We start from the raw sequence: 17,264 nt of genomic DNA, 5'->3' as shown, positions 1-17,264 counted from the left end.
GTGCCCGTTTCCGGTCAACCGGAATGAGTCAAACAGGCAGGGCGGGCACACACATCAAGCCAGGGGCTGGCCGGGCGCGCCGAGTTGTCCGATTCCGTACGTTTGAAAGCGGGCACCACGAGGCATCGGAACGGACCCGGAAGCCCCGAACACGCCCTGGGCCGAGGGCTGGTGGCACCGGTCGCGGCCGGGGATCGGTCGTCCCGTGCGAAGGCCCGACCAGCGCAGCTGCGAAGAGCGGCGAACCGGTCGGAAACAATCGGAAGCCCTCGGGGCCCGGTGCCCGTGTTCGGGCACCGGGCCCCGAGGGCTCTTCCGGTGAACGCCCCCTTGGGGCGGGATTCGGTCAGTCGCGGCCCAGTTCGTTGTCGAGCATGTCGAACATGTCCTCGTCGGAGGCCGACTCGAAGTCGAAGGACTCCTCCTCCTGCGGTGCCGCGCCGCCGCCGGCTCCATGTGCCTCGACGCGCAGGGACTGCCACTTGCCGCGCAGCACCTCCAGCCGTCCGGCGACCTGGTCGAAGAGCTCCGGGTCGACCTCGACACCCGCCAACGCCTTCTCCAACCGGTCCAGTTCGCCCAGGACCGCGCCGGGTCCCTCGGTCGGAGCCGGGGCGACCCTGGCGTACAGGTGGTCGACCAGCTCGCTGGGCGTCGGGTAGTCGAACAGCAGGGTGGCCGGAAGCCGTACCCCGAGCAGGCCGCCGAGCCGGTTGCGGAGTTCGACGGACGTCAGCGAGTCGAAGCCGAGGTCCTGGAAGGCGCGGGTCGGTTCGACGTCGGCGAGTCCGGCGTGGCCCAGCACGGTGGCGATCTGGCCGCGCACCAGGTCCAGCAGGACGTCCTGGCCCTCGGCGGGGGTGAGCCCGGCGAGCCGCGCGGCGATGTCGGCGGCCGCGGCGGCGGCGCCGGCGGGGGCGGTGCGCCGAGCGTTGACCCGGATCAGCGACCGGAACAGCGGCGGCACCTCGCCCCGGGCGCGCAGGGCGCCCAGGTCCAGCCGGACCGGCATCAGGTCCGGGGCGCAGGTGCTTCCGGTGACCGTGTCGAAGAGGGCCAGGCCCTGTTCGGGGGTCATCGGGGGCATTCCCGCGCGGGTCATCCGGGCGATGTCCGCCTCGCCGAGTTCGCCGGTCATGCCACTGCCCCGGGTCCAGGGACCCCAGGCGAGGGACACGGCGGGCAGTCCGCGCTCCCGGCGGTGACGGGCCAGCGCGTCGAGGAAGGCGTTGCCCGCCGCGTAGTTGGCCTGTCCCGCGTTGCCGAGGACGCCCGCCACGGAGGAGAAGAGGACGAACGCGTCGAGCCCGAGCCCCTCCGTCGCCTCGTGCAGGTGCCAGGCCGCGTCCGCCTTGGGCCGCAGCACGTCCGCAAGGCGCTGCGGAGTGAGGGAGTCGACGACGCCGTCGTCCAGCACGCCGGCCGCGTGGATCACGGCGCGCAGCGGACGGTCCGCGGGAACGGCCGCGAGAAGCGCGTCGACGGCGTCCCGGTCGCCGACGTCGCAGGCCGCGACGGTGACCTCGGCGCCCGACTCCCGCAGGGCGGCGGCGAGTTCGTCCGCGCCGGTGGCGGCCGGACCGCTCCTGCTGACCAGCAGCAGCCCGCGGACGCCGTGTTCGTCGACCAGGTGGCGGGCGACCGCGGCGCCGAGGCCGCCGGTCCCGCCGGTGACCAGGACGGTGCCGTTCGGGTCCCAGACCGGGCTGGTCCCTTCGGTCCCTTCGGTCGCCTCGGTCTGCGCGCCGGCCTCGGAGACGGTGGCCCGCACCAGGCGGGGCGCGAGGAGCCGTCCGTCGCGCACCGCGAGCTGCGGTTCGGCGGAGGCCGCCGCGACGGCCAGGACCGACCGGACCTCGGCGCCCGGCTCCAGATCGAGGAGCGTGAACCGGTCGGGGTGCTCGGCCTGCGCGGCACGCACCAGCCCCCAGACGGCGGCCGCGGCCGGGTCGCTGCCGTCGACGGCACCCCGGGTGACGACGGTCAGACGGGCGGCGGCGAACCGTTCGTCGCCGAGCCACTCCTGAAGCCCCGTCAGGACCCGGGCGGCCGCGGTGCGCGCGGCCTCCGCGGCGTCCGGGCCGGTGGTGACCGGCAGCAGCACCACGTCCGGAACCTCGTCGAGGTCCGCGGCGCGGGCCACGATCCGCGCGTCGAGATCGTCACCGAGCAGGTCGGCACAGGGGCCGACGACGGTGAGCGGGCCGTCGGCCGTCGCCGCGGTCTCCTCCGCGGTGACCCACTCGACGGTGAACAGTGAGTCGCGGTGGGCTCCGTCGCCGCCGAGCTGAGCCGCGGAGATCGGCCGGGTCACCAGCGAGGCGACCTCGGCGACGGGCGCGCCCGCGAGGTCCGCGACGGCGATGGCGAGGGTGCCGTCGTCGGCGCGGGAGAGCCGCAGCCGGACCGTGGCGGCGCCGGCGGCGCGCACGGCCACCCCGTTCCAGGAGAACGGGACGCTGCCGCCCGATCCCTCTCCCTCGCCGTCCCCGGCGAGGGCGGTGGCGTGCAGTCCGGCGTCGAACAGCGCGGGGTGCAGGGTGAACGCGCCGCCATCGGTGCCGTCGGGCAGAGCGGCCTCGGCGAAGACCTCGCCGTCCCGGCGCCAGGCGGCCCGCAGACCCTGGAAGACCGGTCCGTAGCGGAATCCGGCGTCCTCGAACCGCTCGTAGAGCCCGTCGACGTCGAGCGGTTCGGCTCCCTCGGGCGGCCACACGGTCGCGTCGAAGCCGGTGTCCGGGGTGTCGGCGAGCGCGGTCGCCAAGGTGCCCTCGGCGTGCGAGGTCCAGGGCGCGGACGGGTCGTCGGCGGGCCTGGAGTGGATACCGAGGGTGCGGCGGCCCGACTCGTCGGGGCCTCCCACGCCGACCTGGATCTGAACGGTGCCGCGCTCCGGGAGGACCAGCGGCGCGGCGAGGGTGAGTTCCTCCACCCGGTCGCAGCCGAGTACGTTCCCGGCGTGCACGGCGACCTCCAGCAGGGCGGTCCCGGGGACCAGTACGGCGCCCATGACCTGGTGGTCGGCGATCCAGGAGTGGCTGCCCCGGGAGAGCCGTCCGGTGAAGAGATGCCCCTCGGTGCCCGCGAGTTCCACCGCCGCGCCGAGCAGCGGGTGGTCGGCGGCGCCGAGACCCGCGGCCTCGGCGCCCGCGCCGCGCGCCATCAGGTCCTCGGGCCAGAAGCGGCGGCGCTGGAAGGCGTAGGTGGGCAGTTCGACGCGGCGGGCGCCGAGGCCGGCGAAGAACGCCGCCCAGTCGACGCGGACGCCGTGGCCGTGCAGCCGGGCCAGCGCGTCGACGAGCGCCTCGTCACCGGGTCCGGTGCGGCGCTGCGCGGCGACCGTGACGGCCTCCTCGGGGAGCGTTTCGCGGGCCATCGCGCAGGCGACGCCGTCCGGACCGAGTTCGAGGAACCGGGTGGCGCCCGCCGCGCGCAGGGTGGCGACACCGTCGGCGAAGCGGACCGCCTCACGGACGTGCCGCACCCAGTAGTCGGCGGAGCACAGCTCCTCCTCGCTCGCGGTGGCACCGGTCAGGTTGGAGACGACCGGCAGGACCGGCGGCTGCGGGGAGAGCCCGGCGACGACCGCGCGGAACTCCGCCAGCATCGGCTCCATCAGCGGGGAGTGGAAGGCGTGCGAGACGCGCAGGGCGGTCGTGCGGCGGCCCTGCTCCCGCAGGATCGCGGTGATCTTCTCGACGTCCTCGGCGGCGCCGGAAACCACCACGGAGGCGGGCCCGTTGACGGCGGCGACGGAGACCCCGTCGGTGAGGTGCGGCAGCACCTCCTCCTCGGCGGCCTGGATCGCGGCCATCGCACCGCCCTCGGGCAGGGCAGCCATCAGCCGGCCGCGTGCGGCGACCAGGGCGCAGGCGTCGGCGAGGGAGAACACCCCGGCGACGTGGGCCGCGGTGATCTCGCCGATGGAGTGCCCGGCCACCAGGTCGGGGGTGACGCCCCACGACTCGGTGAGCCGGTGCAGAGCGACGCCGAGCGCGAAGAGCGCGGCCTGGGCGTACGCGGTGTTGTCGAGAGCGGCCTGGTCCTCGCCCCACACGACCTCGCGCAGCGGCCGGTCCAGATGCTCGTCGAGTCCGGCGCAGACCGCGTCGAACGCCTCCGCGAAGACCGGGAACCGGGCGTGCAGATCGCGGCCCATGCCGAGCCGCTGGGAACCCTGTCCGGGGAAGAGGAGCGCCAGAAGCCCCTCGCCGGTCGTGGTGGCGGGTTCCTCGCCCCGCGCGACGGCGCCGAGCGCGGCGAGCATCTCGTCGCGGTCTGCGCCGGTGACGGCGACCCGCTGCTCGAACGCGGCCCGTCCGGTGGCGAGCGCGTGGGCGACGTCCAGCGGTCGCACGGCGTCGTCGGCCGTCAGCCGGGTGTGCAGCCGCTCGGCCTGGGCGCGCAGGGCGTCCTGGTCGCGGGCGGAGAGCAGCCACGGCACGACCGGTGCGGGGGCGTCGGGCGCGGGGGCGTCGGAGGTGTCGGCCGGTCGGGGCGCGGCCGGCGCCTGCTCGACGATGATGTGGGCGTTGGTCCCGCTGATGCCGAACGAGGAGATGCCCGCACGGCGCGGACGTTCCTCACCGGTCCACGGGTGCGCCTCGGTGAGCAGTTCCACCGCGCCGGTGCTCCAGTCGACCTGGTCGCTCGGCGCGTCCACGTTGAGGGTGGCGGGCAGCAGGTCGTTGCGGAGCGCCATCACCATCTTGATGACGCCGGCGACACCGGCTGCGGCCTGCGTGTGCCCGATGTTGGACTTCACGGAGCCGAGCAGCAGGGGCCTGTCCTCGGGGCGGTCCTGGCCGTAGGTGGCCAGCAGGGCCTGGGCCTCGATGGGGTCTCCGAGGGTCGTCCCGGTGCCGTGCGCCTCGACGGCGTCGACCTGGTCGGCGGCGAGCCGGGCGTTGGCGAGGGCCTGCCGGATGACGCGGCGCTGCGAGGGCCCGTTGGGCGCGGTGAGTCCGTTGCTGGCGCCGTCCTGGTTGACGGCGGAGCCGCGCACCACCGCGAGCACTTCGTGGCCGTTGCGCACGGCGTCGGAGAGCCGTTCGACGACGAGGAAGCCAGCGCCCTCGGAGAAGCCGGTGCCGTCCGCCGCCGCGGCGAAGGACTTGCAGCGGCCGTCGGGGGCGAGGCCGCCCTGCCGTCCGAACTCGGCGAAGACGGCGGGCGTCGACAGCACCGTGACACCGCCGGTGACGGCGAGGGAGCACTCGCCCTGGCGCAGCGCCTGCACGGCGAGGTGCAGGGCGACCAACGAGGAGGAGCAGGCGGTGTCCACGGAGACCGCGGGGCCCTCCAGTCCGAGCTTGTAGGAGACGCGTCCGGTGACGACGCTGCCGTTGCCGTCGCTGCCCGGGTAGTCGTGGTACATCACGCCGGCGAAGACGCCGGTCCTGCTGCCCCGCAGGGTGTGCGGGTCGATTCCGGCCCGCTCCAGCGCCTCCCAGGACATCTCCAGGGCGAGACGCTGCTGCGGGTCCATGCCGAGGGCCTCGCGGGGCGAGATCCCGAAGAACCCGGCGTCGAAGTCGGCCGCCCCGTCGAGGAAGCCGCCCTCCCTGGCGTAGAGGCCGTCGGGGTGCCTGGCCTCGGGGTCGCGCAGGATCGACAGGTCCCAGCCGCGGTCCTCGGGGAACGGCACGATCGCGTCGTCGCCGGTGGTGACCAGTCGCCACAGGTCCTCGGGCGAGGAGACGCCGCCGGGGTAGCGGCAGGCCATGCCGACGATGGCGATGGGTTCGTGCCGGGCCGCGGTGAGCCTGCGGTTGTCGCGGCGCAGCCGGGCGGTCTCGGCGCGCGAGGCGTCGGTCCCCGTGGCCGTGTCGCCCTCCCCCTCGCTGACGGTTCCCTCGTCCTCGTCGAGGGTGGCGAGGAGAGCGTCCCGTTCGGTGTCCCCGAGATCGCCCGATTCACCGGCGAGTTCCAGCAGGGTGTCCATCAGACCGGCGTCCCGCAGGCGCCGGGCGGGGATGGCGGACAGTGCACGGCGGACGCCGTCGTCCTCCCCGGCCGCGGCGGCTCCCGCATCTGCCACCAGGTGGGCGGCGGCGAGTTCCTCCTCCACGACCGTGGCCACGGCGAGGGCGTTGGGGTGGTCGAAGACGAGGGTTGCGGGAAGTCGCAGCCCGGTCTGGGAGTTGAGGTGGTTGCGCAGTTCGGTGGCTGCCAGGGAATCGAACCCGAGCTCCTGGAAAGCCCGTTCCGCACCGATCGCCTCAGCCGAATCGTGCCCGAGAACGGCGGCGACCTGCGACCGCACCAACTGCAGCACCGCACGATGCCGCTCACCGGCAGGAAGCGCCGCGAGACGCGCACCCGGCGAAGACGAGCCAGCGGCCGAAGCCGACGCCAGAGCGGCAGAGGAACGCCGTGCCGGAGCCAGACCCCGCAACAGAGCCGGGACCTCATCGGTACGAGTGCGCAGAGCAGCAGTGTCCACCCGCAGCGGAACGACCGTGGCCTCCGCCCGGTCCAGACCCGCGGCGAACAACGCCAGACCCGCATCGTGGGACAGCACCGGCAGACCCTGTGAGGCCATCCGACGCCGGTCCACCTCCGACAAATACTGACCCAACCCCGCACCCACATCCCAGAAACCGAACGCCATCGACGTCGCCACCAAACCCTCAGCACGACGACGCGCAGCCAACGCATCCAAGAACACATTCGCCGCCGCATAACTGCCCTGACCAGCCGTCAACACCAAACCACCAGCCGACGAGAACAGCACAAACGCCGCCAAATCCAGCCCGGCCGTCGCCTCGTGCAACCACCACGCCGCATCCGCCTTCGGCCCCAACACCCCATCAAACCGCTCAGAGGTCAGATCACCGATCAGACCGTTGTCACCGACGCCGGCGGCATGCACCACCGCGAGCAGACCACGATCCGCAACCAGCGTGTCGACAAGGCCCTGCACGACGTCCCGATCCGAGACGTCACAGGCCCGCACCTCCACAACCGCACCCAACTCGACCAAATCAGAGACGAGTTGGCCGGCGCCCGGGGCGTCCATACCCCGACGAGAGGTGAGAACGAGATCGCGCACACCACGCTCAGCAACCAGATACCGAGCCACCACCGCACCCAAACCACCCGTACCACCCGTAACCAGCACCGCACCGTCGCCATCCAGCGCAGGAACAACACCCTCGGCCTCGGGCAAACGCGTCAGCCTCGGGACCAACACCTCGCCCCCACGCACCACAACCTCCGACTCACCCGACACCACAGCAGCCAAAGCCACATCCAAACCAGCCGCAGACCCGTCCGCATCCACGGAACCGTCCGCGTCCAGGTCCACGACGGCGAACCGGCCCGGATTCTCGGCGCATGCGGCACGCAGCGCACCCCACACCGGAGCCTGCACCACATCACCCGCACCACCCACAGACGCCGCACCACGCGTCACCACCACCAAACGCGACCCCACAAACCGCTCACCCACCAGCCACGAACGCACCACACCAAGCGCCTGGTCCAACACACCACGCACAGCCACCGGCACATCCGCCCCGACATCCGGCACCACACTCAACACCACCACGCCAGGCACCACATCACCCGACTCCGCCACCTCCGACCACTCAGCCCACACCGGCACATCCACCACACCAGCGCCAACCGACACCCACTCAGTCCCGTACAACGCACCCGATTCCGCTGAGGCGGCGCCGAGTTGGCCGGCGTCGACCGGGCGGCTCACCATCGAGCCGACGGTCAGGACCGGGGCTCCGGTGACGTCCGCGACGCGGATGTCCATGCCTCCGTCGTCGGAGGTGGTGATCCGTACGCGGACGGCGTCAGCGCCGACGGCGTGCAGGGAGACGTTGTTCCAGGCGAACGGCACAACCGTGGTGCCGTCGTCGGAGGTGGTGCTGTCGTTGAGGATGGCTGCGTGCATGGAGGCGTCCAGGAGCGCGGGGTGCAGACCGAACCGGCCCGCCTCCTGCGACTCCGACTCCGGCAACGCCACCTCGGCGAAGAGCTCCTCGCCCCGCAGCCACGCCGCCTTCAACCCCTGGAAAACCGGCCCATAACCGTAACCACGCTCACCGAACACCTCATACGCATCCTCCACCGGCAACACCTCCGCACCCGCCGGAGGCCACTGCGACAACTCGAACCCAGCAGCAACCACACCCTCCGCCAGGAAACCGGACGCATGAGTCGTCCAGTCCTGCTCGGTGCCTTCGGGCCGGGAGTAGACGGCGACCGTACGGCGGTCCGCGTCGCGGGCGCCGACGACGACCCGGACCTGGACGCCGCCCCGCTCGGGCAGCACCAGCGGCCCGGCGAGGGTCAGTTCGTCGAGGGTCGGGCAGTTCGCCGACTCGCCTGCCGCGAGGGCCAGTTCGACGAGGACGGCGCCGGGCAGCAGTACCCGGCCGAGCACCACGTGGTCGGCGAGCCACGGCTGCGCCTCCACCGACAGACGACCCGTCAGCACCACACCACCGGAATCCGGCAGCGTCACCACCGCACCCAGCAACGGATGGTCCGCCGCATCGACACCCGCGCTGCTCGCGGCAGGGGCGCCGTCGGTGGCGGTGAGCCAGTAGCGTCCGCGCTGGAAAGCGTAGGTCGGCAGGTCGACGGCGCGCGCGCCGGTACCGGCGAAGAAGCCCGCCCAGTCGACGGCCAGGCCGGCGGTGTGCAGCTGGGCCAGGGCGGTGAGGAGGGCGTCGGGCTCGGCGCGGCCCTTGCGGGCGGCCGGTACCAGCAGCATCTCGGTGCCACTCTCGCCGTCCGGGTCGGCGTCGAGGCAGGTGCGGGCCATGCCGGTCAGGACTGCCTCGGGGCCGATCTCGACGCAGCGGTTCACGCCGGCGTCGCGCAGGGCGTCGACGCCGTCGGCGAAGCGGACGGCAGCGCGGACGTGGTCGACCCAGTAGTCGGCGGTGGTGAGTTCGCCGGCGCGGGCGACCCTGCCGGTCACGTTGGAGACGACGGGCAGTCGCGGCTCCTGGTAGGAGAGCCGTGCCGCGATCTCGCGGAACTCGTCCAGCATCGGGTCCATCAACGGCGAGTGGAAGGCGTGCGAGACACGCAACGCACTCACCCGGCGACCCTGCTCCCGGAAATGGTCGGCGACTGCCTCGACAGATTCCGCCACACCCGAAACCACCACGGACGAAGGCCCGTTGACCGCAGCCACCGACACACCCTCAACCGACTCCAGGTGCGGAAGGACCTCGGACTCCGTCGCCTCAACCGCCCACATCGCACCGCCCTCCGGAAGCGCCTGCATCAAACGACCACGGGCGGCGACGAGAGCACAGGCGTCCGCCAGGGAGAACACACCGGCGACGTGCGCCGCGGCGATCTCGCCGATGGAGTGTCCGGCAACGAGGTCGGGGGTGACGCCCCAGGCCCCGAGCAGCCGGTGGAGGGCCACCTCGAAGGCGAACAGGGCCGCCTGCGCGTAGACCGTGCGGTCCAGCATCTCGGCGTCCTCGCCCCAGACGACCTCGCGCAGCGGCCGGTCGAGGTGCTCGTCGAGCGCCGCGCACACCGCGTCGAACGCCTCGGCGAACACCGGGTGTCCGGCGTGCAGTTCGCGGCCCATGCCCAGACGCTGCGCACCCTGCCCGGTGAAGAGGAAGGCGGTCGTACCGACGGACCGCGCGGTGCCCGACACCACGCCGGGAACGCTCTCGCCGGCGGCCAGTGCGCGGAGCCCGGCGAGCAGTTCCGCCCGGTCGGCGCCCAGCACCGTCGCCCGGGATTCGAGCGCGGTGCGGGAGGTGGCCAGCGCGTACGCGATGTCCAGCGGGTCCGTGTCGGGGCGCCGCTCCAGGTCCTCGGCCAGGCGGGCGGCCTGGGCGCGCAGGGCCTCGGGGGTGGCACCGGCAACGGTCCACGGCAGTACGGCGGGCGCGCGGTCACCGGTCGGGGCGCCCGTCTCCTCGGCGGCCGGGACGGGCCCCTGCTCCAGGACGACGTGCGCGTTGGTTCCGCTGAGGCCGAACGCCGAGACGCTCGCCCGGCGCGGCTGCCCGGTGGCCGGCCACGGCCGTTCCTCGGTGACCAGTTCGGCCCGGCCCTCGGTCCAGTCGACGTGCGGCGACGGACGGTCGACGTGCAGAGTGCGCGGCACGGTGCCGTGCTCCATCGCCATGACCATCTTGATGACACCGGCGACACCGGCGGCGGCCTGCGCGTGGCCGATGTTGGACTTGATGGAGCCCAGCAGCAGCGGACGGTCCTCGGGCCGGTCCTGGCCGTAGGTCGCCAAGAGTGCCTGCGCCTCGATCGGGTCACCCAGCGTCGTACCCGTGCCGTGCGCCTCGACCACGTCCACCTCGGAAGCGGCGAGCCCGGCACTCCGGAGGGCCTGGCCGATCACACGCTGCTGGGAGGGGCCGTTGGGCGCGGTGAAGCCGTTGGAGGCTCCGTCTTGGTTGACGGCGGTGCCCTTGACGACGGCGAGCACCCGGTGCCCGTTGCGCACGGCGTCGGACAGCCGCTCGACGAGGAGCACACCGACACCCTCGGACCAGCCGACGCCGTCCGCCGCGCCCGCGAACGCCTTGCAGCGGCCGTCGACCGACAGTCCGCGCTGGCGGCTGAACTCGACGAACATGCCGGGCGTCGACATCACGGTGGCGCCGCCGGCGACCGCGAGGGAGCACTCGCCCGACCGCAGTGCCTGAACCGCGAGATGCAGGGCGACCAGGGAGGAGGAGCAGGCCGTGTCCACGGTGACGGCCGGGCCCTCCCAGCCGTAGGTGTAGGAGAGCCGCCCGGAGACCACGCTGCCACCGGCGGTGCCGGAGGGCGACACGTTCAGCGCGTAGTCGTGGTACATGACGCCGGCGAAGACACCGGTCCGGCTGCCGCGGAGGGTCGCCGGGTCGATGCCGGCCCGCTCCAGCGCCTCCCACGAGGTCTCCAGCAGCATGCGCTGCTGCGGGTCCATGTAGAGGGCCTCGCGGGGCGAGATGCCGAAGAAGCCGGGGTCGAACTGGGCCGCGTCGTGCAGGAAACTGCCGCGCCGCGTGTAGCTCTTGCCCTCCTTGCCCGGCTCCGGGTCGTAGAGGTTCTCGATGTCCCAACCCCGGTCGCCCGGCAGGTCGGAGACGGTGTCGACACCGTCTTCGAGCAGTCGCCACAGCTCCTCGGGGGTGGTCACCCCGCCCGGGTAGCGGCAGGCCATGCCGACGATGGCGATGGGCTCGTCGTCGATGCGGTCACCCGCACCGCCCCGCACCGGTTCGGCCGTCCGCACGGTCTCGCCGACGAGGCGGGAGGTGATGTGCTCGGTGACCGCGAGGGCGTTGGGGTGGTCGAAGACGAGGGTTGCGGGAAGTCGCAGCCCGGTCTGGGAGTTGAGGTGATTGCGCAGCTCGGTGGCGGCCAGGGAGTCGAACCCGAGCTCCTGGAAAGCCCGTTCCGCACCGATCGCCTCAGCCGAATCGTGCCCCAGCACCGCGGCGACCTGCGACCGCACCAACTGCAGCACCGCACGATGCCGCTCACCGGCAGGAAGCGCCGCGAGACGAGCACCCGGCGACGAACCCTCCGCCGAAGCCGACGCGAGGGCGGCAGACGAACGCCGGACCGGAGCCAGGCCCCGCAGGAGGGCCGGGGTCTCGTCGGTACGGGTGCGCAGAGCAGCAGTGTCCACGCGCAACGGCACGACCGTTGCTTCTGCCCGGTCCAGACCCGCGGCGAACAACGCCAAACCCGCATCGTGCGACAACACCGGCAGACCCTGCGACGCCATCCGACGCCGATCCACCTCCGACAAATACTGACCCAACCCCGCACCCACATCCCAGAAACCGAACGCCATCGACGTCGCCACCAAACCCTCAGCACGACGACGCGCAGCCAACGCATCCAAAAACACATTCGCCGCCGCATAACTGCCCTGACCAGCCGTCAACACCAAACCACCAGCCGACGAGAACAGCACAAACGCCGCCAAATCCAGACCCGACGTCGCCTCATGCAACCACCACGCCGCATCCGCCTTCGGCCCCAACACCCCATCAAACCGCTCCGAGGTCAGAGCACCGATCAGACCGTTGTCCCCCACACCGGCCGCATGCACCACCGCAAGCAGACCACGATCCTCAACCAGCGTGCCCACCAGACCCCGCACCGCGTCCCGGTCCGAGACGTCACAGGCCCGCACCTCCACAACCGCACCCAACTCGACCAAATCGGCAACGAGTTGACCCGCACCCGGAGCATCCAGCCCACGGCGGGAGGTCAGAACCAGATCACGCACACCACGCTCAGCAACCAGATACCGAGCCACCACCGCACCCAAACCACCCGTACCACCCGTAATCAACACCACACCCTCGCCATCCAGCGCAGGAACAACACCCTCAACCTCGGGCAAACGCGCCAACCTCGGCACCAGCACCTCGCCCCCACGCACCACGACCTCCGACTCACCCGACACCACAGCCGCCAAAGCCACATCCAAACCATCCACGGCCCCGTCAGCAGAAGCGTCGAGATCCACGACGGCGAAACGGCCAGGGTTCTCGGCGCATGCGGCACGCAGCGCGCCCCACACCGGAGCCTGCACCACATCACCCGCACCACCCACAGGCGCCGCACCACGCGTCACCACCACCAAACGCGACCCCGCAAACCGCTCACCCACCAGCCACGAACGCACCACACCAAGCGCCTGGTCCAACACACCACGCACAGCCACCGGCACATCCGCCCCGACATCCGGCACCACACTCAACACCACCACACCAGGCACCACATCACCCGACTCCGCCACCTCCGACCACTCACCCCACACCGGCACACCCGCACCAGAAACATCCACCGACACCCACTCAGTCCCGTACAACGCACCCGCGGTACCGGAAGCGGCGCTGAGCTGCTGCGCCGAGACCGGGCGACTCGCGAGGGAGCCGACGGTCATGACCGGAGCTCCGGTGATGTCGGCGACGGAGAGGGAGACCGCGTTGCCGTCGAGCTTCCCGACGCGGACGCGGACGGCAGTGGCGCCGACGGCGTGCAGGGAGACGTTGTTCCAGGCGAACGGGACGACGGTGTCACCGTCGACGTCGTTCAGAATCCCGCCGTGCATCGCGGCGTCCAGAAGCGCGGGGTGCAGACCGAACCGGCCCGCCTCCTGCGACTCCGACTCCGGCAACGACACCTCGGCAAAGAGCTCGTCGTCCCTCAGCCACGCTGCCTTCAACCCCTGGAAGACCGGCCCATAGCCGTAACCACGGTCACCGAACACCTCATACGCATCCTCCACCGGCAACACCTCCGCACCCGCCGGAGGCCACTGCGACAACTCGAACCCAGCAGCAACCACACCCTCCGCCAGGAAACCGGACGCATGAGTCGTCCACGGCGCGTCCGCCTCGCCCTCGGCGCGGGAGTAGATCGCGAACGTCCGACGCTCGTCGATCTGCGGGCCCGCGACGACACGGATCTGGAGGCCGCCGTCCTCGGGCAGCACCACCGGGGCGGCGAGGGTCAGTTCCTCAAGGGTCGAGCAACCTGCCGCGTCGGCGGCGGCGAGGGCCAGTTCCACCAGGCCCGCGCCGGGCAGCAGTACCCGGCCGAGCACCACGTGGTCGGCGAGCCACGGCTGCGCCTCCACCGACAGACGACCCGTCAGCACCACACCACCGGAATCCGGCAGCGTCACCACCGCACCCAGCAACGGATGGTCCGCCGCATCGACACCGGCCGACCTCGGGTCTGCCGCCGTCGTGGCGGTGACGGCCGGCCAGTAGCGCTCACGCTGGAAGGCGTAGGTCGGCAGGTCGACGGCGCGTGCGCCGGCAGCGGCGAAGAAGCCCGCCCAGTCGACGGCGACACCGGTGGCGTGGAGCCGACCCAGGGCAGCGAGGGCGGTGGTCTCCTCGTCCCGGTCCTTGCGGAGCAGGGGGACGAAGGCGGCGTCGCTGTCCTCTCCCGCGCTGGTCCGCGCCATGCCGCTGAGTACGCCGTCGGGGCCCAACTCAAGGAAACGAGCGGCACCTTGCTCGACGAGCGCGGTGATTCCGTCGTGGAAACGGACCGCCTCACGGACATGGGTCACCCAGTAGTCCGCAGTGGTCAACTCGCCCGCCTCGGCGAGACGGCCGGTCACATTGGAGACCACCGGCAAACGCGGCTCCCCGAACGACAGACCATCAACGACCTCGCGGAACGCGTCCAGCATCGGGTCCATCAGAGGCGAGTGGAAGGCGTGCGAGACACGCAGCGCGCTGACCCGGCGACCCTGCTCCCGGAAGTGGTCGGCGACCGCCTCCACAGACGACGCCACACCCGAAACCACCACGGACGAAGGCCCGTTGACCGCAGCCACCGACACACCCTCAACCGACTCCAGGTGCGGAAGGACCTCGGCCTCCGTCGCCTCAACCGCCCACATCGCACCCCCGTCCGGAAGCGCCTGCATCAGACGACCACGAGCGGCCACCAGAGCACAGGCGTCCGCCAGGGAGAACACCCCGGCGACATGCGCCGCGGCGACCTCGCCGATGGAGTGACCGGCCACGAACTCCGGCCGCACACCCCACGACTCGACCAGACGGAACAGCGCCACCTCGACAGCGAACAGACCCGCCTGCGCGTACTCCGTACGGTTCAGGACATCGGCGTCCTCACCCCACACCACCTCGCGCAACGGACGCTCCAGATGCGCGTCAAGACCGGCACACACCGCATCGAACGACTCCGCAAACACCGGGAAACGCCCATACAACTCACGCCCCATACCCAGCCGTTGCGAACCCTGACCAGAGAACAGGAACGCCGTACCACCGGTACGGGCAGCACCAACGACGGCCGCGGGGTTCGACTCACCGTCGGCGAGTGAGGTGAGGGCGGCTAGGGCGGTGTCGCGGTCGTCCGCGAAGAGAACGGCGCGGTGGTCGAAGACCGCCCGCTGAGTCGCCAGCGAGAACGCCACGTCCCACGGGGAGTTCTCACCGCCGGCGGTCAGGAACTCGCCGAGCCGCACGGCCTGCGCCCGCAGCGCTTCCGGCGTACGACCCGAGAGCACCCACGGAACGACACCCCCGACAACCGGAGCCACCTCCGCGACAGCCCGCTCCTCGAGCTGCTCCTCGGGCTGTTCGAGGATCACGTGCGCGTTGGTGCCACTGATACCGAAGGAGGACACACCGGCCCTGCGGAGTCGTTCCTCCCCCGGCCACTCCTGATCGGCGGTCAGGAGTTCCACCTCGCCCGCCGACCAGTCGACGTGCGAGCTGGGTGCGTCCACGTGCAGAGTGCGCGGCAGCACGCCATGGCGCATCGCCATCACCATCTTGATGACACCCGCAACACCGGCCGCAGCCTGCGTATGACCGAGGTTGGACTTGACGGAGCCGAGCCACAGCGGCCGGTCCTCGTCGCGGCCCTGACCGTAGGTGGCCAGCAGCGCCTGCGCCTCGATCGGATCACCCAACGTGGTGCCGGTGCCGTGTGCTTCGACGACGTCCACCTCGGACGCCGACAGACCACCGCTCGCCAACGCCTGCCGAATCACTCGCTGCTGCGACGGACCGTTCGGCGCAGTCAGACCGTTCGACGCACCGTCCTGGTTCACCGCCGAACCACGCACCACCGCAAGCACCTTGTGCCCGAGACGGCGTGCATCCGACAACCGCTCCAACACCACCATGCCCACGCCCTCCGACCAACCGGCGCCGTCGGCGGAGTCGGAGAAGGCCTTGCAGCGGCTGTCGGGCGAGAGTGCGCCCTGGCGGGAGAACTCGACGAAGGCGGTCGGGGTGGCCATGACGGTCACGCCACCGGCGACCGCGAGGGAGCACTCCCCCGAACGCAGCGCCTGCGCCGCCCAGTGCATGGCGACCAGCGACGACGAACACGCTGTGTCGACGGTGACCGCGGGGCCTTCAAAGCCGAACGTGTAGGAGACGCGGCCCGAGGCCACGCTGCCCGCGCTGCCACTGCCCCGGTAGCCCTCGTACTGGTCGTCGGTGAGGATGCTGCCGTAGTCGTTGTACATGACGCCCGCGAAGACACCGGTCTGGCTGCCTCTGAGCGTGGCCGGGTCAATACCCGTCCGCTCAATCGCCTCCCACGTCGTCTCCAACAACAACCGCTGCTGCGCATCAGTCGCCACAGCCTCACGCGGACTCATCCCGAAGAACTCCGCGTCGAACTCCCCCGCACCGTGCAGGAATCCACCCGACCGCGTATACGTCGTACCCGCCACGCCCCGGTCGGGGTTGTAGAGAGACTCCACATCCCAACCACGGTCCGACGGGAAATCCGAAACGGCGTCGACGCCCTCCGACACCACCCGCCACAGATCGTCGGGAGAGGAAACCCCACCCGGGTAGCGGCACGCCATACCCACAATGACGATCGGGTCGTCCGCCACCGAGGGCAGCGCCGACACCGGGATCGCGGTCGCAGCCTCGGTGCCGAGGACGCTGTCCAGGAGGTGGCCGGAGAGGAGTTCGGCGGTGGGGTAGTCGAAGACGACGGTTGCGGGCAGCCGCAGCCCCGTCGCCGTACCGAGCCGGTTGCGCAGCTCGACTGCCGTCAGCGAGTCGAACCCGAGATCCCGGAACGCCCGGTTCGGGTCGACGGTCTGGGCGCCAGAGTGCCCGAGCACCACCGCGATCTGACCGCGCACCAGGTCCAGCATGGTCTCGCGGCGTTCCGTCTCACCGAGGCCGGTGAGACGGGCGGCGAGACCGGTGGCCGTGGCCGAGCCCGCGCCCGCGGCGGTCCGCCGGACCGGCGTCCTGATCAAGCCGCTCAGCAACGGCGGTACCTGGCCCTGTGCCCGGAGTGCGGCGAGGTCGAGGCGGACGGGAAGAACGACCGGCTCACCCGAAATCAGGGCCGCGTCGAACAACGCAACACCCTCCTCCGCCGTCACCGCAGGCAGACCCGAACGCGCAATACGCCGCCGATCCGTCTCCGACAACGACTCCGTCATCCCCGCATCCCCAGACCACGGACCCCACACCAACGACACACCCGACAAACCACGACCACGCCGATGCGCCACCAACCCATCGAGGAACGCATTCCCCGCCGCATACGCACCCTGACCCGCACTACCAAACGTCCCCGCCACCGACGAAAACACCACAAACGCGTCGAGGTCCAGGCCCTCGGTCGCCAGGTGGAGGTTCCAGGCCGCGTCCACCTTCGGACGCAGGACCTTCGCCAGCCGCTCGGGAGTCAGCGACTCCAGCATGCCGTCGTCGAGAACGCCGGCCGTGTGCACCACCGCACGCACCTCGTACCGCGACACCAGCTCCGCG

Annotated in this window: 1 protein-coding gene (cut by a window edge); it reads right to left on the bottom strand. The window is 71.6% G+C overall.

Annotated features, from left to right (window positions below; all coding sequences use genetic code 11):
- Window positions 1-346 precede the first annotated feature (346 nt).
- A protein-coding gene (locus MTQ01_RS13435; RefSeq protein ID WP_247490078.1) for a type I polyketide synthase crosses the window boundary here: on the bottom strand, window positions 347-17,264 show its 3' portion. Its footprint extends 14,804 nt past the window's final position; only the last 16,918 of its 31,722 coding nucleotides appear in the window; its start codon lies off the right edge, out of view; it ends in the stop codon at window positions 347-349.

Origin of the sequence: Streptomyces sp. XM4193, from assembly GCF_023072595.1 — a bacterium.
In the GTDB taxonomy this organism is placed as follows: Bacteria; Actinomycetota; Actinomycetes; order Streptomycetales; family Streptomycetaceae; genus Streptomyces.
Note: the sequence above shows the minus strand (reverse complement) of the source record. Positions and strands in the feature narration are given on the sequence as shown.